At 66.4% G+C, this 21063-nt stretch carries 18 protein-coding genes; 11 read left to right on the top strand and 7 right to left on the bottom strand.

What is annotated here, in order from left to right; translation table 11 throughout:
- Positions 1-26 precede the first annotated feature (26 nt).
- The gene (locus tag KHP16_RS20960) at positions 27-1442 is read left to right on the top strand and encodes a dihydrolipoyl dehydrogenase (RefSeq protein WP_211961047.1); all 1416 of its coding nucleotides are present in this window, start codon (positions 27-29) and stop codon (positions 1440-1442) included.
- A gap of 159 nt (positions 1443-1601) precedes the next feature.
- Positions 1602-2177, top strand: coding sequence for a TetR/AcrR family transcriptional regulator (locus tag KHP16_RS20955; protein WP_109583991.1), 576 nt, complete (start codon positions 1602-1604; stop codon positions 2175-2177).
- On the opposite strand, the gene KHP16_RS20950 is transcribed toward KHP16_RS20955, so the two are convergent.
- The 6 genes from KHP16_RS20950 to KHP16_RS20925 form a co-directional block, all read right to left on the bottom strand.
- A complete protein-coding gene (locus tag KHP16_RS20950) occupies positions 2178-3260 on the bottom strand; it encodes a calcium:cation antiporter (protein ID WP_109583992.1) in 1083 nt (360 codons plus the stop codon).
- A 72-nt stretch (positions 3261-3332) separates the two neighbouring features.
- Positions 3333-4019: an SOS response-associated peptidase gene (locus tag KHP16_RS20945; RefSeq protein ID WP_211961168.1), complete on the bottom strand. Its 687-nt coding sequence runs from the start codon at positions 4017-4019 to the stop codon at positions 3333-3335.
- 108 nt (positions 4020-4127) lie between these two features.
- Positions 4128-5051, bottom strand: coding sequence for a Csu type fimbrial protein (locus tag KHP16_RS20940; protein WP_167468490.1), 924 nt, complete (start codon positions 5049-5051; stop codon positions 4128-4130).
- A gap of 134 nt (positions 5052-5185) precedes the next feature.
- A complete protein-coding gene (locus KHP16_RS20935) occupies positions 5186-7537 on the bottom strand; it encodes a fimbria/pilus outer membrane usher protein (protein WP_211961046.1) in 2352 nt (783 codons plus the stop codon).
- A gap of 6 nt (positions 7538-7543) precedes the next feature.
- Positions 7544-8344, bottom strand: a complete 801-nt coding sequence (locus tag KHP16_RS20930) for a fimbrial biogenesis chaperone (protein ID WP_211961045.1) — start codon at positions 8342-8344, stop codon at positions 7544-7546.
- Positions 8344-8829: a Csu type fimbrial protein gene (locus KHP16_RS20925; protein ID WP_244214783.1), complete on the bottom strand. Its 486-nt coding sequence runs from the start codon at positions 8827-8829 to the stop codon at positions 8344-8346. Before KHP16_RS20925 ends, KHP16_RS20930 begins: the two co-directional genes overlap by 1 nt.
- A gap of 386 nt (positions 8830-9215) precedes the next feature.
- Between KHP16_RS20925 and KHP16_RS20920 the strand changes: the two genes are divergently transcribed.
- On the top strand, positions 9216-9959 hold the full coding sequence (locus tag KHP16_RS20920) for a BON domain-containing protein (RefSeq protein WP_115954324.1): 744 nt from the start codon (positions 9216-9218) through the stop codon (positions 9957-9959).
- A gap of 289 nt (positions 9960-10248) precedes the next feature.
- On the opposite strand, the gene KHP16_RS20915 is transcribed toward KHP16_RS20920, so the two are convergent.
- Positions 10249-11208, bottom strand: coding sequence for a LysR family transcriptional regulator (locus tag KHP16_RS20915; protein ID WP_211961044.1), 960 nt, complete (start codon positions 11206-11208; stop codon positions 10249-10251).
- 271 nt (positions 11209-11479) lie between these two features.
- On the opposite strand from KHP16_RS20915, the gene KHP16_RS20910 reads away from it, so the two are divergent.
- The 8 genes from KHP16_RS20910 to KHP16_RS20875 all read left to right on the top strand — a co-directional run bounded on the left by KHP16_RS20910 (position 11480) and on the right by KHP16_RS20875 (position 20939).
- Entirely contained in the window at positions 11480-12430 is a 951-nt protein-coding gene (locus KHP16_RS20910) for an alpha/beta hydrolase (protein ID WP_115954325.1), read from the top strand.
- A gap of 164 nt (positions 12431-12594) precedes the next feature.
- A complete protein-coding gene (locus KHP16_RS20905) occupies positions 12595-13869 on the top strand; it encodes an efflux RND transporter periplasmic adaptor subunit (protein WP_109584001.1) in 1275 nt (424 codons plus the stop codon).
- Positions 13870-13973: 104 nt separating this feature from the next.
- Positions 13974-17162 (top strand): efflux RND transporter permease subunit, encoded by a 3189-nt coding sequence (locus tag KHP16_RS20900; protein ID WP_109584002.1) that lies wholly within the window; start codon positions 13974-13976, stop codon positions 17160-17162.
- A gap of 28 nt (positions 17163-17190) precedes the next feature.
- Complete coding sequence (locus KHP16_RS20895; RefSeq protein ID WP_109584003.1) at positions 17191-18717, top strand: efflux transporter outer membrane subunit; 1527 nt, start codon at positions 17191-17193, stop codon at positions 18715-18717.
- A 137-nt stretch (positions 18718-18854) separates the two neighbouring features.
- A complete protein-coding gene (locus tag KHP16_RS20890) occupies positions 18855-19295 on the top strand; it encodes a hypothetical protein (protein ID WP_179594234.1) in 441 nt (146 codons plus the stop codon).
- 82 nt (positions 19296-19377) lie between these two features.
- Positions 19378-19842: a DUF2127 domain-containing protein gene (locus KHP16_RS20885; RefSeq protein WP_109584005.1), complete on the top strand. Its 465-nt coding sequence runs from the start codon at positions 19378-19380 to the stop codon at positions 19840-19842.
- A 126-nt stretch (positions 19843-19968) separates the two neighbouring features.
- Entirely contained in the window at positions 19969-20259 is a 291-nt protein-coding gene (locus KHP16_RS20880; protein ID WP_109584006.1) for an antibiotic biosynthesis monooxygenase family protein, read from the top strand.
- Positions 20260-20306: 47 nt separating this feature from the next.
- Positions 20307-20939: a CDP-alcohol phosphatidyltransferase family protein gene (locus tag KHP16_RS20875; RefSeq protein WP_109584007.1), complete on the top strand. Its 633-nt coding sequence runs from the start codon at positions 20307-20309 to the stop codon at positions 20937-20939.
- The last annotated feature ends 124 nt before the right edge of the window (positions 20940-21063 follow it).

Raw genomic sequence — 21063 nt, 5'->3', positions numbered from 1 at the left:
GCCTGAAAAAGGACAGGTACGTGAACATGACCACCATCCACACCGACGTTGCCATCATTGGCGCAGGTACCGCTGGCCTCGCGGCATACCGGGCTGCCATTGCCGCCGGCAAGCGTGCCGTCATCATCGAGGGCGGGCCGTACGGCACCACTTGCGCCCGGGTGGGTTGCATGCCGTCGAAGCTGCTGATCGCCGCCGCGGAGGCCGCGCACGAGGCGCGTCATACGTCGGCGTTCGGCGTGCATGTCGATGGCGAGATCCGTATCGATGGCCGCGAAGTCATGGCACGTGTCCGCACCGAACGCGATCGTTTCGTCGGCTTCGTGGTGCGCAGCGTGGAGGGTATTCCCGAGGCCGACCGCATTCGTGGCTACGCGTCCTTTATCGAGGACACGGTGCTGAAGATCGACGATGGCACCATCGTGGAGGCCAGCCGCGTGGTGATCGCCACCGGTTCGAGCCCGGCCGTGCCGCCGACGTTCTCGGTGTTCGGTGACCGCCTGATCGTCAACGACGACGTGTTCGACTGGGAAGACCTGCCCGCGAGCGTCGCTGTGTTCGGCCCCGGTGTCATCGGGCTGGAACTCGGCCAGGCCCTGTCGCGCCTCGGCGTACGCGTCCGTGTGTTCGGCCTCGGCGGTTCCGTGGGTCCGCTCACCGATCCCGCGATCCGCGCGTACGCCGCGCAAGCGTTCAATCAGGAGTTCTCGCTCGACACGGACGCGAAGATCGTTGACATGCGCCGTGAGGGCGATGAGGCCGTGATCTCGTTCGTCGATGCCGCGACGGGCAACACCGTGACCGAGCGCTTTGCGTATGTGCTCGCCGCAACGGGCCGCAAGCCCAATGTCGGCAGGCTTGGCCTGGCCAATACGAGCGTGACGCTCGACATGCGCGGTGTGCCGGTGTTCGACGCGGAAACGCTGCAATGCGGGACGGCGCCGATCTTCCTGGCCGGCGATGCCAACAACGTCCTGCCGCTGCTGCACGAGGCCGCCGATGAAGGACGCCTTGCCGGCGAGAACGCCGCCGCATGGCCGCACGTCAAGGCGATTTCGCGCCGCGCGCCGCTCGCGGTGGTGTTCTCCGATCCGCAGATCGCGATGGTCGGCAAGCGCCATGCTGACCTCGACGAAGGCACGTACGTGACGGGCGTGGTCAGCTTCGAGGATCAGGGCCGCAGCCGCGTCATGCTCAGGAATCGCGGGCTGATGCACGTGTACGCCGATGTCGAGACCGGCCGCTTCCTCGGCGCCGAATGGATCGGGCCGCGCGCCGAGAACATCGCGCATCTGTTGGCATGGTCGTATCAGCAGCGGCTGACGGTGGAGCAGATGCTGGCGATGCCGTTCTACCACCCGGTGGTGGAAGAAGGGTTGCGCACCGCGCTGCGCGATGCGGATGCCAGGCTGGTCAAGGCACGGGTGAAGCTCGCCGCCTGACGTGCTCATACCGGCGCTGGGTAGTCGAAAGGGGTAGTGGGGGGACCCAGGCCGGGTGCGGGCGACCGCATCCGGCCTTTTTTTTTGTTCGTGCGGTAGACAGATCTGTCTTCTATAATGAAGGCATTCAACGTTCCGACGTTTCTCACCCGCACTCACATGGCAACGCAATCGGCCCGGGACCGCATTCTCGACACCGCCGCTCGGCTCTTCTACCGTGACGGCTACCGTGCCACCGGCGTGGACAAGATCATCGCCGAATCGGGCGTCGCCAAGATGTCCCTCTACCGGCATTTCCCATCGAAGAACGACCTCATTGCCGCGTATCTCGAACGCCGGCACGACTTCTGGATGGGCTGGTTCGAGGCCGCCGTGACGCGGCACCTCGCGCTCCGCCGCAACCTCGACGTCCTGGCGGATGCGCTTGCCGAATGGTTCACCAGCGATGAATACCGTGGTTGCGCCTTCATCAACGTGGTGGCGGAGGCGGGCGGCGGCGCGGGCGACGATCCGCGGCTCGTCGAGCATGCCGTCTCGCACAAGGCCTCGCTCGAGGATTACCTCGTGCAACTGGCCTCGGACCTCGGATTGACCGATCCGGAGTCGGTCGCGGCGGAGGCCATGCTGTGCGTCGAAGGGATGATCGTGCGGTACCAGATGCGGTCCGACGACGCGGTGATCGCCGCCGGACGCCGATTGCTGGGACGGTTACATCAGGACGCGTCCCGGCACTGATCAGGGCACGATGGTCATGAAGAGGTAGGCGGCGAAGATCACCAGGTGCACCACGCCCTGGAGGATCGTCGTGCGGCCCATGCCCAGCGTCAGGGACGCGACGATCATCGTCAGGAACAGCAGCACCATCTCCTTCGGACCGAGGCCGAGTTCGAGCGGCCTGCCGATCGTGATGAACACCGCGGCCACCGTCGGAATCGTCAGGCCGATACTGGCCAGCGCCGATCCAAGCGCCAGGTTGAGGCTGGTCTGCAACCGGTCCGTCTGCGCGGCGCGCAGGGCGGCGAGGCCTTCGGGGAGCAACACGAGCGCGGCGATGACCACGCCCACCACGGCGGCCGGCGCGCCCGCATTGGCCACGGCCGCTTCCACCGATGGCGACAGCATCTTGGCCAGCGCGACCACGGCGACCAGCGCGATGATCAGCAGGCCGCCGCTCATGGCGGCCACGCGCGCGGGCGGCGGCGGCGCATGTTCATTCTCGTCGTTGGTCCCTTCCGCCAGGAAGTAATCGCGGTGCCGGACCGTCTGCACGAATACGAAGCAGCCATAGAGCACCAGCGACATTGCGCCCGAGAACGCGAGTTGCGACGGGGACAGGATCGGACCCGGCGTGGTGCTCGTGAAGTTGGGCAGGACCATCGTCAGCACCAGCAGTGCCACGAGCGTCGCCATCGCGGCATTGGCGCCGGGCGCCTGGAAGGCCTGCTCGCGATGATGGATCGCGCCGACGAAGAGGCAGAGGCCGACGATACCGTTGCAGATGATCATCACCGCGGCGAACACCGTATCGCGCGCAAGGCCCGCTTTCTCCGGGCCGGCGGACAGCATGACGGAGACGATGAGCGCCACCTCGATGACGGTGACCGCGATGGCGAGCACCAGCGTGCCGAACGGTTCGCCGACCTTGTGCGCGACGACCTCGGCATGGTGGACGGCCGAGAACACCGCGCCGGCCAGCGCGATGGCCATGATGGCAATGATCCAGCCCGATTCGGGCGCGGCAAGGCCAATGCCGAAGGCGGCCCATGCGGCAATGGGGGCCCCGATCGTCCAGACCGGCAGGGTGTTCGATGTCGCCATGCGGTTCTTGTTCTCCTTGTTTAATGTGCGGAATTCACCCCATTGTGCAGCAGATGGCGGCGCGGGGATAGGTCAGTCGGCGAACGGTATCGGCGCCCCCTGAACCTTCGGCGCCGGTTCGGCCGCCATTTCCTCCGACGGGTACAGACGCAGGAAGGTTCGCGCGATGTCGGGATTTCGGCAGCCGAGCCAGTCGTCCCACTGGTCCCGGGGGACGATCACGATGCCGCGCTTCTCGTCGCCGGGCCGATGGAAGCGAGACAGCACGTCATGGCCCTCCGCATTGACCGTGAGCATCGTGAACGACGGCATGCCGGGGTTGTCGGGCAGGTCGGGCCAGTCGCGCCACAGGCCGGCCACGGCGAACGCTTCCATGTCGCGCAGCCAGACGCGCCAGCGCACGGGTTTGCCGGGCGAGCTGGGCGTGCCGGACTCCGGGTAGGCGAATTCATAGAACGCGGCTGCGGGGATGAGGCATAGCTGCCCCTGCCGCCAGTAGCGCGAGAACGTGGGCCGTTCGCCGACGGTCTCGCTACGCGCGTTGGTGGTGTCGTAGCGGCGCGCGCCCGGCGGCGTCCGTTTGCGGGGCACCATGCCGAAGGTGGCCAGCACGCTTTCGCGCGAGCCGTCGGTGCGCTGCCGCACGATCGGCGCGGCATAGTCTGGATACGTCTCGGCGCGAAACAGGTCCGGCGGCGGCTCGACGCCAAAGATCTCCCGCAGGATGCAGCGCTGGACCGGTGCGTAGTTCGTGCACATCGATGGCTCCCCCTCGGCTCTCACCGCGTGCGTGGCGTCACGCATGAGGGGCTATGGTCGGCGCATCGCGCCAGGCCGTCAATGTCCCGCCCCTAATTGTCCCGCCCCCTAATACGTGATGGTCACCGTGACCGTGTCCACATACGTGCCGGCCTGCGGCGTGGTCTGGGCGGGCACGCGCCCATAGAGATTGATCGTCTGCGCGATGCCCGTACCGGTGCCGCTGACGGTGAGCGTGCCGTTGGTGCCGTCGCCCCAGAGTTCCGTGCGCGCGGCATTGCGGAACAGCTGGTAGTTGACCGTCTGCGTGCCGCCGCTGCGCGTCATGCGGCGGGTGGCCACGCTGGCGCCGCTGCCGGTGCCCGCGTTGAGCGCGATCGAATAGGGCGCGTTGAGCGTGCAGCGAACCGACAGCGAGCCGTTGGCGTCGATGGCCGTGCGCAGCACGCCCGACGTGCCGAAGTCGAGCGTGTTGGCGGAGATCACGCAATCGTTCACCACCGTGGCGCTGGCCGTGAACGCGATGGGCGTACTCGGGCTCGCGAGGGTCGAGCAGGCTGGCGCGGGAACCGCCACGCCGTACTCCAGGTAGGTCACCTCGGCGTTGAGCCCCGAGAACGTGGAGGTGTAGCTGCCGGCCACCGCCGTGGACTGGTTCGCAAACAGGCGCGCGAAGTACGCGGTTGACGCGGTGCCGTTGCCGAGCAACACGGGAAAGTCGAGCATGATCGGCGCGAAGCCCGCGGTACTGCGCGCGCCCCATGGGGTCGTATAGCTGTCCGAGTAGATGTTGAACTGCAGCTGCTGCGCGCCATTGGCGAGGATACGCGGGGACACGCTGGTGCCCGCCGAGCCCGTACCGATGTTGATGCAGGCGCGGACACGCGTGGCCACCGCGATGCCGGTGCAGTTGACCGTGATCGTGCCGCTGACGTCGACGGCGTTGCCCGACACCGGGCTGTAGTTGCCGAACGTGACCGAGGGGGCCGTGGCGGTGCAGGCGGCATGGGCGACGGAGGTGGCGCCCAACATGAAGCCAAAGATCAGGCCAAAAAAAACGGGGCCAAAAACGAGGCCAAAAACGGGGCCAAAAACGAGGCCACACATGACGCCACGCCACGCAACGCGGGTCAGGCACGCGCGCGGCCGCATCCCGGGCAACGTCTTCATGGCGCGCTGCCCATGCAGGCGACGGGCCCCAGCCTCGGCAGCGGATCGTCGCCCGCGGCATAGCGCAGGCGCGCGGTACACGGGCCTTCGTCCGTATCGGCGCGGAACGTGTTGTCGTCGCGCAGCGATTCGAAGAACGCGAGGCCGTCGTAACCGATGACGGTGCGATCGCCGCTCTCTACGTGCAGCACCGCCGTGCCGGCTGGCAACGGCGCGCCGGTAGCGTCGGTCATGACTACCTGGCCGCCGCGGAACGACTGGATCGAGAATGCCGCCACCGCGCCCGACTGCAACGCGGGCGCGATCGACAGCCGCGTTGAACTCAGTCGCGTGTTGATCGGCAGGTTCAGCGCATCGATCTCGATGCGGTTCGCATCGTAGGGCAGCAGGTTCGGCACGAGGAAGTGCCCGCCGCTGTCGGTGGTGCCGATGCGGCGGTTCTCGACGAGCACCGGCAGGTCCGGCACGCCCCCCGTGGACACGAGCGCGAAGCTCTGGTCGATGCGCCGGCCAGCCATCACGGTGCCATCCATCGCGACGAGCGACCCGCTCGCGCCGAAGGCCGTGGTCACGCGCCCCTGCAAGTCCTGCACGGCCGCATAGGCGTCGCCATAGCGCCCGCGCACGTTCGCCTGCGCGAATCCGCGCCACGTTTCGCCGCCGCGTTGCGCGCCGACCTGATAGCCCCAGCCGCCCTCATACGGCACCGTGCGGCTGACCGCGCCGATGAACGTCGGCTTGCCACCCTCGCGGCCGACCGTGGAAGACGCCGTCGTGTCGTTGTCGATGAGGAACGTCACCGACAGCGACACGCCGTAGGAAGACCCCGCCGCGAAGTCGCGATAGGTGCTCGCCGTCAGCGCCGCGCGACGGCCGAGCTGCGCGGTCCACGCGAGCGAGCCGATGCGCGCGGCGCCATAGACGGGGTCCGACAGATCGATATAGCTCGCGGCGACGTTGCCGCGGCGGCCCAGGGGCACGGATACGGTCCCGCGATACAGCGCGCTCGGCATCGGCGAACCCGTGCTCGCGGCCAGGTCCTTGTAATTGCCGAACGCGCGCGTGCCTTGGACGTCGATGCTGAACGCCGGCGTGCGCCACTGGTAGCCGAGACCGATCTGCTGGCCGCCGGATGCGCTCGAGCTCGTGGAGAGGTTGAGCACGCCCGTGAGCGGCAGCTTGAACAGCACGCCCGCGCCCGCGATGCCGACGCCGCGCGATGCCTCGCCGTGGCCTTCGAGCGTGATCGCATCGCTCAGACCATACCGCACGGAGCCGCTTGCGGCGGGCGCGGTGTCGTAGCGGAACGAATCGATGCCGTAGGACGTACGCACGAAGCCCGCCTCGAACGAATAGTCGAACAGTCCCTTGGCCAACAGGCGCGAATCGATGTACAGCGGCACGGTCGTGCTGACATCGCGACCAAGCGCGTCGCGCACGACGATGGTCGCCTGGCCCGCGCCGCTCAGTGCCGGCGCGTTGTTGATGACGAACGGACCGCTCGGCACCTGCCCGGTGTACTGGCGCACGTTGTTGATGTACAGATCGACGGCGCCGGGCACCGCGGCCGAGCCGCCGAGCGCCGGCAACGGGTAGGTGATCAGGTCGGGCCGCAAGCCGAAATTGCGTCGGATCTGAAAGCCGCCGATGCGGACGGGGCGGCTCCATGGCAGCGCGCCGGTAATCGCATCGCCGACAAGGATCGACTGCATGCCGGTGGGATCCGCGTGGCTCCATGACGTATCGAGGCGCACGTACCGGTTGTTGCCGTTGTAGAACGTGGCCACGCCCGTATTGCTGAACACGCCGCCCGGATGGAACAGCCGCTGCTCGGTGAACAGGCCGAGTTCGTTGCCCGTGTCCGGCTGGGCGTAGGCCTCGTAGTTGAGTACGAAGCCGAGGCCGTTCGTCACGGGCGGCCGCACGCGGCCGCGCGAGCCCAGTTGCACCGGAATGCGCTGGCTGTCGTCCACGGTCAGGTAGACGCGCTGCATGCCCGGCTCATAGCGGTATGTCACCCCGGGCAGGCGATCGAGCGGGACCATGCCATTGGGCCCCGCCAGCGACGGATCCGCGCGCAGGCCGATTTCGCCGAGCTCCTCGATGGGCGTCGACAGCGCGCCGCCGGTCTCCGCGAAGCGCGCGACCGCGCCTGTCGATATGCCATTGAGCATGACCTCCAGGTAAGTGGTGTGCACGGATGACGCCGCGCCATCGTCCGCGCGCGCATTGGCGGATGCGGTTGCCGCAATGGCCGCAATGGCCGCAATGGCCGCAATGGCCGCAATGGCCGCGATGGAAGCGATCCAGGCCAGCGGGTTCGGGTGCGTCGCGCGGCGGCATGCCATGCGGTCCTAGGGGCGGCCCGCCGTGACCGGCAGGCTTTGCGGTTCGCCATTGACCGCACCATCGAGCCGCATGGTGGCGGCGGGCGCGAAGCTCGCGGGCAGGTTGATCTTCCAGACACGCACGGCGCCCGGCAGCGCATAGCCGAACAGGCCGCTGCCGACGTTGATGCGTTGTCCGCCATTGACGAGCGCGATATCGCTGAGCCGCGCGTGGCGCTGGCCCGCGTTGCGGACGGCGAGCGTCCAGCCCCCTTCGCTACCGTCGCGCCAGAGATTGAGCCGCAGCGGCGGCGGTGCGGTGGTGGAGGGCGTGCCCGCGAAGACCGGCACGGAGTAGCGCAGTTGCAGCCTGACGCCAGACGCGTCGGGCGTGGCGCCGGGGGCGGGCAGCTCGTCGATCAGCAGGCGGTAGGCGGATTCCCCCGCGGCCGATATGCCCGCGTCCGATGCGCCCGCGTGGTTGGCGCCCGCATCCGCGCGCGCCGGCCGGACGATACGCACGAGCTGATCGCTGCCGCCCGGAATGCGCACGATCGGCGGGCTTGCCACGATTTCCTCCGTGGCGGCGAGCGCATCGCTGCCGGTATCCTGCGTCCAGCGGAACACGCGGACCTGCGCGTGGATGGGGGTGTTGCCCTGGTTGCGCAGCGTGAGCGCGGCGGCGCCCGCGCCGGCGGGCAGGTCGATCCGTACCGGCGTGATCTGCAGCGAGGTGGCATGCGCCGGGCAGACCGCTGCCAGCGCGGCCAGCACCAGTGCCAGCAGCGTTGCGGAATCCGGACGCCGCCAGATGGCGGCGTGGCGCATCAGAAGTTGATCGTCGCCGTGACGGTCGTCGTATAGGCGCCCGCGCCAGGCGTCGTTTGCGCCGGCACCCGTCCGTACATCACGAAGGGCTGCGCGGTCCCGTTACCGGTGCCGCCGACCGTGTCGGTATTCGGCGTATTGCCCCAGATCTGCGTGCGGGCCGCGTCGCGATAGATCTGGAATTGCACGGTGGCGGCGTTGGGACCCGTCATCAGGCGGTTGGCGATCGTGCTGCTCGCCGTACTGCCGCCATCGAGGCCCACCTGGAACGGCGCGCCGGTACTGCACGTCACCGATACCTGCGACTGCTGGTCGACGTTGGCGGCGAGCACGCCCGTGCTGCCGAAGTCGAGATCGCTCGCGGCAATCGTACAGTCATTGGTCAGCGTGAGTCTGACGGTGAAGGTCGTGGTCTTGGTTGCGGCGCCGAGCGACAGCGGGAGCGCGCACAACACGCCGAGCGCGCCGAACGCGGCAAGACGCATGGAGAGACGGCGAGACGGTAGTGGCATCATCGAAGTAGTCCGTGGCGGCCGATGATGCGATGGTAACGAGTGCTGTCGCCGTCGCCACAGAATTTACAACGTTCAGTTTGTTTTAACGTACCGCCACGGTGATTTAAGTATCGCTGAAGTCGATTCAAATGCCGGAAAGCCTTATGCGGCGAGGGTTCGCGGGAATCGGTGTCATCGTTCGCGGTGTCTTGATCGCTGCATGTTGCCCGTCCGCGTCGCCGGATTTGGACACAGATCCAAGAGGGATGAGCAGTTGTTTGAAACGTGATTCCGGCGTATCGGCTGGATGCGAAGAGGAGGATTCCTATAATCGATTCGATGGACTTCCCGCAGACGACCTAACCAAGGAGGACATCATGCAAAGCAATGACACCGTGTTGACGCAGGCGCGCGCCGCGCTGTCGCAGGTACCGTATCAGGGCCGCCAGCTGCAACCCGCGATTCACCTCAGGATGTCGGACGGGGCGCTGATTCTCGAAGGCGAGGTAGGCAGTATCGTGGAGAAGACGCGGGCCGCGGCGCACGTCCGGCGCGTGAATGGCGTGACGGCGGTGATCGATCACCTGCGCGTGGCCGACGGCGCGGTACCCGTGGGCGACGGTGCGCTGCGCGACGCCGTATGCGAGCGGCTGCTCAATGCGATCGACTTCCGCAACTGCCGGATCTGCGCGCGAGTAAAGGGGCAGGTCGAGCGCGTGCGCGAAGCGGTGGGCGCCGAGCCCGACGACCAGAGCGGGTGGATCGAGGTGGCCGCGAGCGATGGCGTGGTGACGCTGCGAGGCAGCGTGATCAGTCTCTCCCATATGCGGCTGGCCGGCGTGCTCGCATGGTGGTCGGGCGGCTGCCGCTGCGTCATCAACGAGATCGTCGTGGCCCCGGCGGAAACCGATCGCGACGAAGAAATTTCCGAGGCATTGCAGCTCGTGCTGGAGACCGATCCGTTTGTCGACGCCAGCTGTATCCGCGTGCGGACCGAGGCCCGCGTGGTCACGCTGGAAGGCTATGTGTCCAGCGAAGGCACGCGCAAGCAGGCGGAGCGCGATGCTTGGTATGTGCAGGGCGTGGAGGACGTCATCAATCGAATCGTTCTGCAGAGCTGACGCGGCTTGCGGCGTTTTCCGCGCTATTCGGAGATCTCCGATTCACAGGGGGTGGGGCGGCGGCAAGAATTGGGAGGTCGTGCCAGCAGGCATGACGTCATCATCAAGCCGCAACAATGAAAACAATGAAAAACCTCCTCACGATGCTCGCCGGACTGATCAAGTTCGCTCTGAAGTTCGCTCTGAAGTTCGCTCTGAAGTTTGCCCTGAAACTTTCCCCCTGCGCGTTGCTAGTGCCCATATCGGTGGTGCACCTGACCACCCATGTGCACATACGATGCTGCATGCATCAACCGGCTGCGGCCAGCGCGCGAATCGCGTCGCGGGTGGAAGGCTGCTGCGCGGCGCCGAAGTGCGGATGCCTCGAAAACAGGTCGGCGGCCCAGTTGACGAATACACGGACCTTAGCGGACAGGTGGCGGTTCTGAGGGTACATCGCGGAGATCGGCAACTCTTCCGACTGCCAGTCGGGCATGACCTCCACGAGCCTGCCGCTGGCGACATACGGCTCGGCCATCGCGCACGAGATACGAGAGATGCCGTGGCCCTCCAGCGCGCAGCCTAGATATACCTCCGCATCGTTGGTGGAGATGGCCGACGGCAGCAGGATCTCGCCATGCTCGTCACCGCGCGACAGCGGCCACGGCATCTCCCGCCCGGTGCGGTTCGACAGGAAGTTGATGGCCTTGTGCTGCGCGAGTTCGGTCAGGTTGGTCGGCGTGCCGTGGCGGCGCAGATAGATGGGCGACGCGTACAAGCCGAGCTTCAGCACGCCAATGCGGCGCGCGACCATGCTTTCGTCCAGCAGGTTGCCGACGCGGAGCACCACGTCGACGCCTTCTTTCAGCAGATCGATCGGCTTGCCGTTCAGCGTCAGTTCCAGCTTGAGGTCGGGGTAGGCCTCGAAGAACTCATGCAGATGGGGAATCAGCACCATCTGCGCGAGTCCCGCTACCGTGTCGACGCATAGGGTGCCGCGCGGCGAATTGTTGTGCCGGGTGAGCGATTGCTCGGCCTCCTCGACATCCGCGAGAATCCGCACACAACGTTCGTAATAGGCGGCCCCGTCCGTGGTCACGCTGATGCGCCGCGTCGTACGGTGGAGCAGCTTGACGCCGAGGTGGGTCTCCAGATTCTGGATCAGGCGGGTCAGGGTGGCCTTGGGCAGGTCGAGCGACTCGGCCGCGCGGGCGAAGCTGCCGACATCCACCACCCGCGTGAATGCCTGCATTGAGACTAAGCGATCCATGATGGTATGGGGTCCATTCGTCCAACGGCGGGATATTGGCAGATATCCCCTCTATCCGTCGCCGGAAGGTCCGCAGTGAAGCACATTTCGGCAGTTCTTGCCAACGGCGGCATCAGACTTCGGCGGTCCAGCAACAACGATCCCGATTATTCCACCTCAGAAACAGTGCGTTGGCAATCTCTCGCTTTATCCCATCCCCGACAATCACCATAATTCGTTGCATCGCAACACATGATCGCCGCCCGTGGACGCACGCCGCGGCACCCGCAAAATGTCCAAGACGACCAGCCCGATTCACCCGGTAGCCCTTGTGGAACAAGGAAAGCAGACCGGCAAGGCAGGCGGCAAGACGATCGGGGCGGGGGCGCGGGTGGCGCAGCATGAGGTAGTCAGCGGCGACCGGACGATTTCGGTGTGGGTGAGTTACCCGCCGGGATACGCCCCGGGCGGCGCGCAGGCGAGCAGCGGATTGCTGCCGTGGCTGGTGTACCTCCATGCGGGCGGTTTTGTACAGAGCGATTGCGAGGCGGCATGCCAGCTGGCGGCGGATCTGGCCAGCACGGTGCCCGCCGTGGTGGTGACGCCGGGCTATTCGCTGGCGCCGGACCATCCGTTTCCGGCCGCGCCGGAAGATGCAGTGAATACGGTGGCATGGGTGCTGAAGCACGCGCGCCGCCTGAAGGTGGACAAGTCGCGTTTTGCAGTCGTTGGAGAAGAAGCCGGAGGCAACCTGGCGATCGCGCTGTCGCAGATGCTGCGCGATCGGGGCTTGCCGCAACCGGCGGGCCAATGGCTGATTCGACCGGTAACGGACCCGTGCCTGCAGCATGCATCGTGCACGGCGGGCCCTCGCCGTGTGTCGATGGAAATGCTGCAGCAATTAGCGTGCAATTATCGAGACTATCTGCCGACGCCGGCGGATAGCGTGCATCCCTATGCCGCGCCCGCGCTGGCCTCGAGGCTGGGCGGACTGCCGCCAGCGCTCGTGCAGGTCGCCGAGCTGGATGCATTGCGGGCGGAGGGCGAAGCGTTCGCCGAGCGCCTGCGCAAGGCCGGGGTACCGGCCGAGACCATGATCATGCCCGGCGCCTGTGGCGACGGGGTGGAACAGTCCCATGAGAGTTGCCAGGCATGGGTCAACGAAGGTGCGCGATTCCTGCGCGATTGTTTTGCGCGGGGCGACGACGCCTCATCCCGGCCCGAACGCCGGTCCGGCGCATAGAGCGACCGGATTAATGGCCAGCAGTCTTTCATGCTGGCGATCGCCGTAGTCTAGCCACACGGTATTCCCCCATTTTTTCCGGGCCCTGGGACCCGGCGGGGCGCGTTCGGCCTTTTTTTGCTTTCAGTTGAAGAAAACCCGACAGAAACACGGAGTGAAGAAAAATGAATCACCAGTCTCGACGCACGCTGATTGCCGTTGCCATCGTGGCGGTTCTCGGTATTGGCGTGGCAACCTCGGTCCTGCGTCCGTGGCATGGGGGCGAAGCGCAGGCCAACACCGCAACCCCGCCGGCGCCGTCGGTGGAAGTCGCCGCCGTGGTGGGTAAGACCATCACGGAATGGGATGAGTTCTCGGGCCGCATGGAAGCCGTAGATCGCGTGGAAATCCGTCCGCGCGTCTCCGGCACCATCGACACCGTGCACTTCCGCGAGGGCGCGATCGTGAAGAAGGGCGATCCGCTCTTCACGATCGACCCGCGTCCCTACGCCGCCGAGGTGGCGCGCGCGGAAGCGGCGCTCGCCGCCGCGCAGGTCCGCGCCTCGCATGCGCAGACCGAGAAGGCACGTGCGCAGCGCCTGCTGGACGACAACGCCATCTCCAAGCGCGAATACGACGAGCGCATCAACACCGCCAGCGAAACCGGCGCCGACGTGCGCGGCGCGCAGGCAGCGCTCGAGTCCGCGCGGCTGAACCTGAGCTACACGCGCATCGTCGCGCCGGTGGCGGGCCGCGTGTCGAAGGCCGAGATCACGGTGGGCAACCTCGTGGCCGCGGGCGCCGCATCGCCGGCGCTGACCACGGTCGTGTCCGTCTCGCCGATCTACGCGAGCTTCGACGTCGATGAGCAGAGCTACCTGCGCTTCACGGCGCCGGGCGCTGGCGGCGGCAAGAAGGACCTGCCGGTGTTCCTGGGTCTGGCCGACGAAGACGGCAACCCGCGCGAAGGCAAGGTGCAATGGGTGGACAACCGCCTGGATACGCGTAGCGGCACGATCCGCATGCGCGCCGTCTTCAACAATGAAGATGGCCGCCTGCTGCCGGGCCTCTACGCCAAGGTCAAGCTCGGTGGCGGCACGCCGCACCCGGCGGTGCTGATCAACGATCGCGCCGTGGGCACCGACCAGGGCAAGAAGTTCGTGCTGGTGGTCGGCAAGGACAACAAGCTCGGGTATCGCGAGGTCGACCTCGGACCGACGTATGACGGGCTGCGCGTGATCCGCAAGGGTCTGAATCCCGGCGAGAACATCGTCGTGAACGGCCTGCAGCGCGTGCGTCCGGGCGATACCGTCGCACCGAAGGTGGTGGACATGGCCTTCCGCAGCGAACTCCAGCCGAAGGGCAACGCGAATGCACCGAAGCAGGCGGAGCAGGCCGACAAGCCTGCCGAGCAGGTCGTCGGCGGCAACGAGAAACCCGCGGCAAAACCGGTGAGCTGAGCGCTTTCCCGCCAGAGCCCACGTAGACCCAAACTTCCCGTGCTGTTGATGGCGTCCGCTGCGTTGGCGGACAGCCAGGGGGAAGCGCTTTCGCCGAGACCAAGATGAATCTCTCGAAATTCTTTATCGATCGCCCGATTTTTGCGGGCGTGCTGTCGGTGCTGATCTTCCTGATCGGCGCCATCTCGATGTTCAAGTTACCGATCTCGGAGTACCCGGAAGTGGTACCGCCGTCGGTCGTTGTGCGCGCGCAGTTCCCGGGCGCCAACCCGAAGGTGATCGCCGAGACGGTGGCCACGCCGCTGGAAGAGCAGATCAACGGCGTCGAGGACATGCTGTACATGAACTCGCAGGCCAACAGCGACGGTTCGCTGACGCTGACCGTGACGTTCAAGCTGGGTACCGACCCGGACAAGGCGCAGGTGCTCGTGCAGAACCGCGTGGCGCAAGCCGAGCCGCGTCTGCCGGAGGACGTCCGCCGCCTGGGTATCACGACGGTCAAGAGCTCGCCCGACCTCACCATGGTGGTCCACCTGGTGTCGCCGAACGATCGCTATGACATGACGTACCTGCGCAACTACGCGCTGATCAACGTCAAGGACCGCCTCGCGCGGATCCAGGGCGTGGGCCAGGTGCAGATGTTCGGTTCGGGCGATTACTCGATGCGCGTCTGGCTGAACCCGGAGAAGATCGCCGAGCGCCAGCTGTCCGCTTCCGATGTGGTGCGCGCGATTCGCGAGCAAAACGTGCAGGTGGCGGCCGGCGTGATCGGCCAGTCGCCGTCGCTGCCGGGTACTGACCTGCAACTGTCGGTGAACGCGCAGGGCCGTCTGCAGACCGTCGAGGAGTTCGGCGACATCGTCGTCAAGAGCTCGCCCGATGGCGCGGTGACGTACCTGAAGGACATCGCGCGCATCGAGCTCGGTGCGTCCGAGTACGCGCTGCGTTCGCTGCTGGACAACAAGTCCGCGGTGGCGCTGCCGATCTTCCAGTCGCCGGGTTCCAACGCCATCCAGATCTCGGACGACGTCCGCAAGACCATGGAGGAGCTGAAGGAAGGCTTCCCCGATGGCGTGGACTACAGCATCGTCTATGACCCGACGCAGTTCGTGCGTCACAGTATCGAGGCCGTGGTGCATACGCTGTTCGAGGCGATTGCGCTGGTGGTGCTCGTGGTGATCCTGTTCCTGCAGACGTGGCGTGCGTCGATCATTCCGCTGCTGGCGGTGCCGGTGTCGATCGTCGGTACGTTCGGCCTGATGCATGCGTTCGGGTTCTCCATCAACGCGCTGTCGCTGTTCGGCCTCGTGCTGGCCATCGGTATCGTGGTGGACGATGCGATCGTGGTGGTGGAAAACGTCGAGCGGAACATCGAGGAAGGGTTGCCGCCGAAGGAAGCTACGTACAAGGCGATGCGCGAAGTGAGCGGCCCGATCATCGCGATCGCGCTGACGCTGTGCGCGGTGTTCGTGCCGCTGGGCTTCATGACGGGCCTGACCGGCCAGTTCTACAAGCAGTTCGCGCTGACGATCTCGATCTCGACGATCATCTCGGCCTTCAACTCGCTGACGCTGTCGCCGGCCCTGTCCGCGCTGCTGCTGCGTGGCCACGATGCGCCGAAGGATTGGCTGACGCGCGCGATGGATCGCGTGCTGGGCGGCTTCTTCAAGCGCTTCAACCGCTTCTTCCACCGCAGTGGCGAGAGCTATGGCCGTGGCGTGAAGGGCGTGATCGGCCGCAAGAGCGCCGTGTTCGGTGTCTACGCCGTGCTGCTGGTGGCGACGTGGGGCATCTTCCAGCTGGTGCCGAAGGGCTTCGTGCCCGCGCAGGACAAGCAGTATCTGGTGAGCTTCGCCAAGCTGCCTGACGGCGCGACGCTGGATCGCACCGAGGACGTGATCCGCCGCATGTCGGAGATCGCGCTGAAGCAGCCTGGCGTGGAATCTGCCGTGGCGTTCCCGGGCCTGTCGATCAACGGTTTCGTGAACAGCCCGAGCCAGGGCATCGTGTTCGCCACGCTGAAGCCGTTCGACGAGCGCAAGTCGAAGGACCTGTCGGGTGACGCCATCGCGGCCGCGCTGAACCAGAAGTACGCTTCGATCCAGGACGCGTTCATCGCCGTGTTCCCGCCGCCGCCGGTACAGGGCCTCGGCACGATCGGCGGTTTCAAGATGATGATCGAGGACCGTCAGGCGCTCGGTTATGACGCGCTGTTCGATGCGACCAATGCGTTCCTCGGCAAGGCTCGCGCCACGCCGGAACTCGCGGGTCTGTTCTCCAACTACCAGATCAACGTGCCGCAGCTGGATGTGCAGCTGGACCGCGTGAAGGCCAAGCAGCTGGGCGTGCCCGTCACGGACGTGTTCGACACGCTCCAGACGTACCTGGGCTCCACCTATGCGAACGACTTCAACAAGTTCGGCCGTACGTATCAGGTAAAGGTGCAGGCGGATGCGCAGTTCCGCGCGCACGCCGAGGACATCCTGCAGCTGAAGGTGCGCAACCAGTCGGGCGAGATGGTGCCGCTGTCGTCGCTGGTCAAGGTGAAGCAGGGCTTCGGTCCGGATAGCGTGGTGCGCTACAACGCGTTCACCGCCGCCGATATCAACGGCGGTCCGGCCCCGGGCTTCTCGTCGGGCCAGGCGCAGGCTGCCGTGGAACGCGTGGCCGCGGAAACGCTGCCCAAGGGCATCAAGTTCGAGTGGACCGACCTGACGTACCAGGACATCCTGGCCGGCAATGCGGGCATCTGGATCTTCCCGCTGTGCGTGCTGCTTGTGTTCCTGGTGCTGGCCGCGCAGTATGAAAGCCTGACGATGCCGCTGGCCGTGATCCTGATCGTGCCGATGAGCCTGCTCGCCGCCATGACCGGTGTATGGCTGACCCGTGGCGACAACAACATCTTCACGCAGATCGGCTTCATCGTGCTGGTCGGGTTGTCCGCGAAGAACGCGATCCTGATCGTGGAGTTCGCCCGCGAGCTCGAGCATCAGGGCCGCACGATCTTCCAGGCCGCGATTGAAGCCAGCCGCCTGCGTCTGCGCCCGATTCTGATGACGTCGTTCGCGTTCATCATGGGCGTGGTGCCGCTGGTGGTCTCGACCGGCGCCGGCGCGGAAATGCGTCATGCGATGGGCGTGGCGGTGTTCGCGGGGATGCTGGGCGTGACGTTCTTCGGCCTGTTCCTGACGCCGGTGTTCTACGTCACGCTGCGCATGCTGGCCACGCGCCGCGAGCGCCGCGAGGCGGCGCTGCGCCACGATGGCTCGCAGGCCGTCGCATCGGCCGAGTGACATGACAAGAATCCAAACGAGAGAAATCATGATTGCCCAACTGACCAACCAGTTCCCCCGCCTGGCCACGCTGGCCGCCGCGCTGGTGCTGGCGGGCTGCTCGCTGGCGCCGACGTACAAGGTGCCGGAGACGGCCAACACGGCAACGTTCAAGGAAGCCGAGGCCGCGCAGGCCGAAGGCATCCAGTGGAAGACCGCGACGCCGGCCGACGGCCAGGCGCGCGGCGAGTGGTGGAAGGTGTTCGGTGACGACGACCTCAATCGTCTGATCGACGCCGCCAACACGAGCAACCAGAACCTCGCCGCGGCTGCCGCGCGCGTCAAGCAGGCGCGTGCGATCACCGGCGCGACCGAAGCCGATCTGTATCCGCAGCTCAGCGTCGGCGTCGATCCGACCCGCACGCAGTATTCGGCGGCATCGGTGAGCTATCTGGGCGCGGGCACCACGCCGCCGATCCAGACCCTGGTGCGTGCTCGTGCGATTGCCAGCTACGAGCTCGACCTGTTCGGTCGCGTGGCGAGCAACGTCGCGGCGGCGCGTGCCGAGGGCGAAGCGGCCGACGATCTGTTCCGGTCGGTGCAGCTCGCGCTGCAGGCGGACGTGGCGCAGGCGTATTTCAACCTGCGCACGCTCGACAGCGATCGGGAGATCCTGCAGGCGACGATCAAGCTGCGCGAGGATGCGTTGTCGTTGCTGCGCAAGCGCTACGATGCCGGTGAAACCACCGATCTCGATCCGGCCCGCGCCGAGGCCGAGCTCGGTACCGCGCGCGCCGATCTGGCCGCGACCGAGCGCCGCCGCGCCAATCAGGAGCACGCCCTGGCGGTGCTGACGGGCCTGGCGCCGGCGCAGTTCGCGCTGACGCCGCGTCCGCTGCAACTGACGCCGCTGTCGGTGCCGGCCGGTCTGCCGTCCGAACTGCTCGAGCGCCGTCCCGACATTGCGCAGGCCGAGCGTCAGATGGCCGCGGCCAATGCCCGGATCGGCGTGGCGCGCGCCGCGTTCTACCCGCGCATTTCGCTGTCCGCGTTCTTCGGCTTCGAGTCGACGAACTTCGCCGATCTCTTCAAGTACTCGTCGCGTGCCTGGGCGATCGGACCGCTGGTCGGCTCGACGCTCGCGCAGACCGTGTTCGACGGTGGCCGAAATAGCGCGAACCTCGCGAACGCGCGCGCGGCCCACGAGGAATCGGTTGCGACGTACCGTCAGACGGTGCTGACCGCGTTCCGTGAGGTCGAGGACAGCCTCGCGGACGTGCGCTGGCTGAGCCAGCAGAGCACGGCGCTGGACACCGCGATCGCCGGCGCCAAGCGTGCGCAGCGCATCTCGCGCAGCCGCTATGACGCGGGCGCGGTCGACTACCTGACCGTGATCGATGCGGATCGTACCGTGTTGCAGTCGCAGCGCGACGCGAACACCGTGGCGGGACTGCGGGCTTCGGCGACGGTGTCGCTGGTGCGGAGCCTCGGCGGTGGCTGGGGTCCGCTGCCGGAGTCCGTGGCGTCGAACGACGGCGGGAAGCCGGCGGTGGTGAAGACGACCGCTTCCAACTGATAGCGATCTGACGGATCGCAGCCGACCGGTAACTGCCGTCACGGCAGTTACCAACCGTTGCACTCGCATCGCTGGCGCGATGCTTCCAGGGCACTAGACTGGAGGCATCGCGCCAGTGGCGTTTTGGGAGGCGCAACATGGGGTGTCTTGCTCGACCGCCGGCGGCGGTAGCCGTGTCGATGGTGGCGATGGTGACGACGATGGCGCTTGGCGTCCTGATGCCGCCTGGCATCGAGACCGCGCACGCGCAGCCGACCGTGGCGGGGTCGATCGCCGTCGGCGGTTCCGCGCGCGTGCGCGGGCCCGTCACCGTGCATGGCAACCTGAGCGTGGATGGCAACGTGCACGCGAGCGGGCCCATCACCGCGGGATGGCTCGCCACGCCGGGCGGCGGCTATCCCCGGCCGCCGCGGCGCACGCTGTACAAGGAATTCAACGGTCCGGTGACCATCCACGGTTCGATGATCGTCCACGGCGACTTGCAGGTGGATGGACCGATCACCGTCGATGGCGCGATCGAGTCAGGCGGAGGTATCGACGCCGACGGGCCGATCGTCGAGCGGGAGTCGCGGCGATAGTCCGAGGACGGGTAACCGTTTCAGCGATGTTGATGTCGCGGATGTAGCACAATGTCGACCTTTCGACATTCTTCCCATCGCCATGGCACACGCCTCCTCGCCGCTGGGCCTGCGCGGCATCGCGCTGTTCGAAGCCGCCAAGGGCGCGCTCGTCATATTGGCCGGCATCGGTATCGTGGCCTTGCTGCATCGCGATGCCCAGGCGATTGCCGAGCAGATCGTGCAGCGGCTCCATGTGAACCCTGCCAGCCGCTATCCCACCATTTTCCTGTCCCTCATGGCGCATCCGTCGGATGGGCGGCTATGGGCGATCGGCGGTTCCGCTGCTGTCTACGCGCTAATGCGGTTCGCCGAAGCCTATGGGCTCTGGAACAACCTGCCGTGGGGCAAATGGATCGGCGTCTGGTCCGGCGGCATCTATATTCCGGTGGAGTGTTACGAGGCCGTGCGCCATCCGACCGCGCTCCATATCGGGCTGGCGCTCGCCAATGCGCTGGTCGTGGTGTACCTGGTTGCCGGATTGCTGCGGCAGCGGGGCGCCGGATAGAAAATTTTCAAACGTCGCGACATCGACATGTAAGGCGCGGCGTGGCCGCCGCCGCGGCGATGGGCGCGATCTGCTAAGGTACACGGCACGCCGCTTGCATGGCGTTCATCAACGAGAGACAAGACCATGATTCACGAAATCGCACAGATCACCGTCAAGCCCGGCATGGAGGCGCAGTTCGAAGCGGGCGTCGTTCAGGCCAAGCCGCTGTTCGCGCGTGCGCGCGGCTGCCACAGCATGAACCTGCAGCGCTCGATCGAGCAGCCGCAGCAGTACACGCTGGTGGTGGGATGGGAAACCGTGGAAGACCATATGGTGCATTTCCGCGAGTCCGACGACTTTCAGACGTGGCGCAAACTGGTAGGCGATACGTTCGCCGCGGCGCCCAATGTGTATCACGTGACCACCGTGGTCTGATCCGTTTCATCGCGATCAGGCCCGATCGGGTCCTTTACCGGATAGCCATGACGACCTCGAGCGAGCGCCCACGACATTTCTCGATGCTGCGCGATCTGCAGCTGGCGGACTTCTTCACGCTGGCGAACGCCGCGTGCGGCATGGGCGCGGTGTTCTTCGCGATGTTCTACGTCGCCGAGCCGTCATTGACGCTGTTCTACGTGGCCGCCGCCTTCGCGCCGGCCGCGTTCTTCTTCGATGTCCTCGACGGCCGCATCGCGCGCTGGCGCCACGCCCACTCCGCACTGGGCCGCGAGCTCGACTCGCTGTCCGACGTCATCTCCTTCGGCGTCGCGCCGGCCACGCTCGCCTTTGCCGCGGGCATGCGCGGGGGATGGGACCTGATCGCGCTGGCGTATTTCGTCTGCTGTGGCGTCAGCCGCCTCGCGCGCTTCAACGTCACGGCGGAGACCTTGTCCGCCGGCACCGCCAAGGTCAAGTACTTCGAAGGCACGCCGATTCCGACCAGCGTGGTGCTCACCGGCGTACTCGCGTGGTGCGCGTCGCAGGACCGGCTTGCCGATGGCCTCTATGGCGGCGTCTGGCAGCTCGGCCCCGCCTTGCTGCACCCCATGGCGCTGCTGTTCGTGCTGTCGGGCTCGCTGATGATCAGCAAGACGTTGCGCATTCCGAAGTTCTGAGCTGTCGGAACGTTGTCCCCAGGCGCTTCGCTCGCCGCTCATCCGCGTCTTCGATTAATTCATCCAAACAATCAATTTATCAGCTTAATCTGCTGCGCATAGACTCGCTTCGAGGTGACGTCAC

The organism is Cupriavidus plantarum (assembly GCF_905397285.1).
Taxonomy (GTDB): Bacteria; Pseudomonadota; Gammaproteobacteria; order Burkholderiales; family Burkholderiaceae; genus Cupriavidus; species Cupriavidus plantarum.
This window is presented reverse-complemented; position numbering and strand designations above follow the sequence as displayed.

What these genes read in the sequence shown, in the direction of transcription:
- KHP16_RS20960 (WP_211961047.1), top strand. Translation starts at nt 27, where the DNA reads ATGACCACCATCCACACCGACGTTGCCATCATTGGCGCAGGTACCGCT.
- KHP16_RS20955 (WP_109583991.1), top strand. Translation starts at nt 1,602, where the DNA reads ATGGCAACGCAATCGGCCCGGGACCGCATTCTCGACACCGCCGCTCGG.
- KHP16_RS20950 (WP_109583992.1), bottom strand. Translation starts at nt 3,260, where the DNA reads ATGGCGACATCGAACACCCTGCCGGTCTGGACGATCGGGGCCCCCATT.
- KHP16_RS20945 (WP_211961168.1), bottom strand. Translation starts at nt 4,019, where the DNA reads ATGTGCACGAACTACGCACCGGTCCAGCGCTGCATCCTGCGGGAGATC.
- KHP16_RS20940 (WP_167468490.1), bottom strand. Translation starts at nt 5,051, where the DNA reads ATGTTGGGCGCCACCTCCGTCGCCCATGCCGCCTGCACCGCCACGGCC.
- KHP16_RS20935 (WP_211961046.1), bottom strand. Translation starts at nt 7,537, where the DNA reads ATGGCATGCCGCCGCGCGACGCACCCGAACCCGCTGGCCTGGATCGCT.
- KHP16_RS20930 (WP_211961045.1), bottom strand. Translation starts at nt 8,344, where the DNA reads ATGCGCCACGCCGCCATCTGGCGGCGTCCGGATTCCGCAACGCTGCTG.
- KHP16_RS20925 (WP_244214783.1), bottom strand. Translation starts at nt 8,829, where the DNA reads ATGCGTCTTGCCGCGTTCGGCGCGCTCGGCGTGTTGTGCGCGCTCCCG.
- KHP16_RS20920 (WP_115954324.1), top strand. Translation starts at nt 9,216, where the DNA reads ATGCAAAGCAATGACACCGTGTTGACGCAGGCGCGCGCCGCGCTGTCG.
- KHP16_RS20915 (WP_211961044.1), bottom strand. Translation starts at nt 11,208, where the DNA reads ATGGATCGCTTAGTCTCAATGCAGGCATTCACGCGGGTGGTGGATGTC.
- KHP16_RS20910 (WP_115954325.1), top strand. Translation starts at nt 11,480, where the DNA reads ATGTCCAAGACGACCAGCCCGATTCACCCGGTAGCCCTTGTGGAACAA.
- KHP16_RS20905 (WP_109584001.1), top strand. Translation starts at nt 12,595, where the DNA reads ATGAATCACCAGTCTCGACGCACGCTGATTGCCGTTGCCATCGTGGCG.
- KHP16_RS20900 (WP_109584002.1), top strand. Translation starts at nt 13,974, where the DNA reads ATGAATCTCTCGAAATTCTTTATCGATCGCCCGATTTTTGCGGGCGTG.
- KHP16_RS20895 (WP_109584003.1), top strand. Translation starts at nt 17,191, where the DNA reads ATGATTGCCCAACTGACCAACCAGTTCCCCCGCCTGGCCACGCTGGCC.
- KHP16_RS20890 (WP_179594234.1), top strand. Translation starts at nt 18,855, where the DNA reads ATGGGGTGTCTTGCTCGACCGCCGGCGGCGGTAGCCGTGTCGATGGTG.
- KHP16_RS20885 (WP_109584005.1), top strand. Translation starts at nt 19,378, where the DNA reads ATGGCACACGCCTCCTCGCCGCTGGGCCTGCGCGGCATCGCGCTGTTC.
- KHP16_RS20880 (WP_109584006.1), top strand. Translation starts at nt 19,969, where the DNA reads ATGATTCACGAAATCGCACAGATCACCGTCAAGCCCGGCATGGAGGCG.
- KHP16_RS20875 (WP_109584007.1), top strand. Translation starts at nt 20,307, where the DNA reads ATGACGACCTCGAGCGAGCGCCCACGACATTTCTCGATGCTGCGCGAT.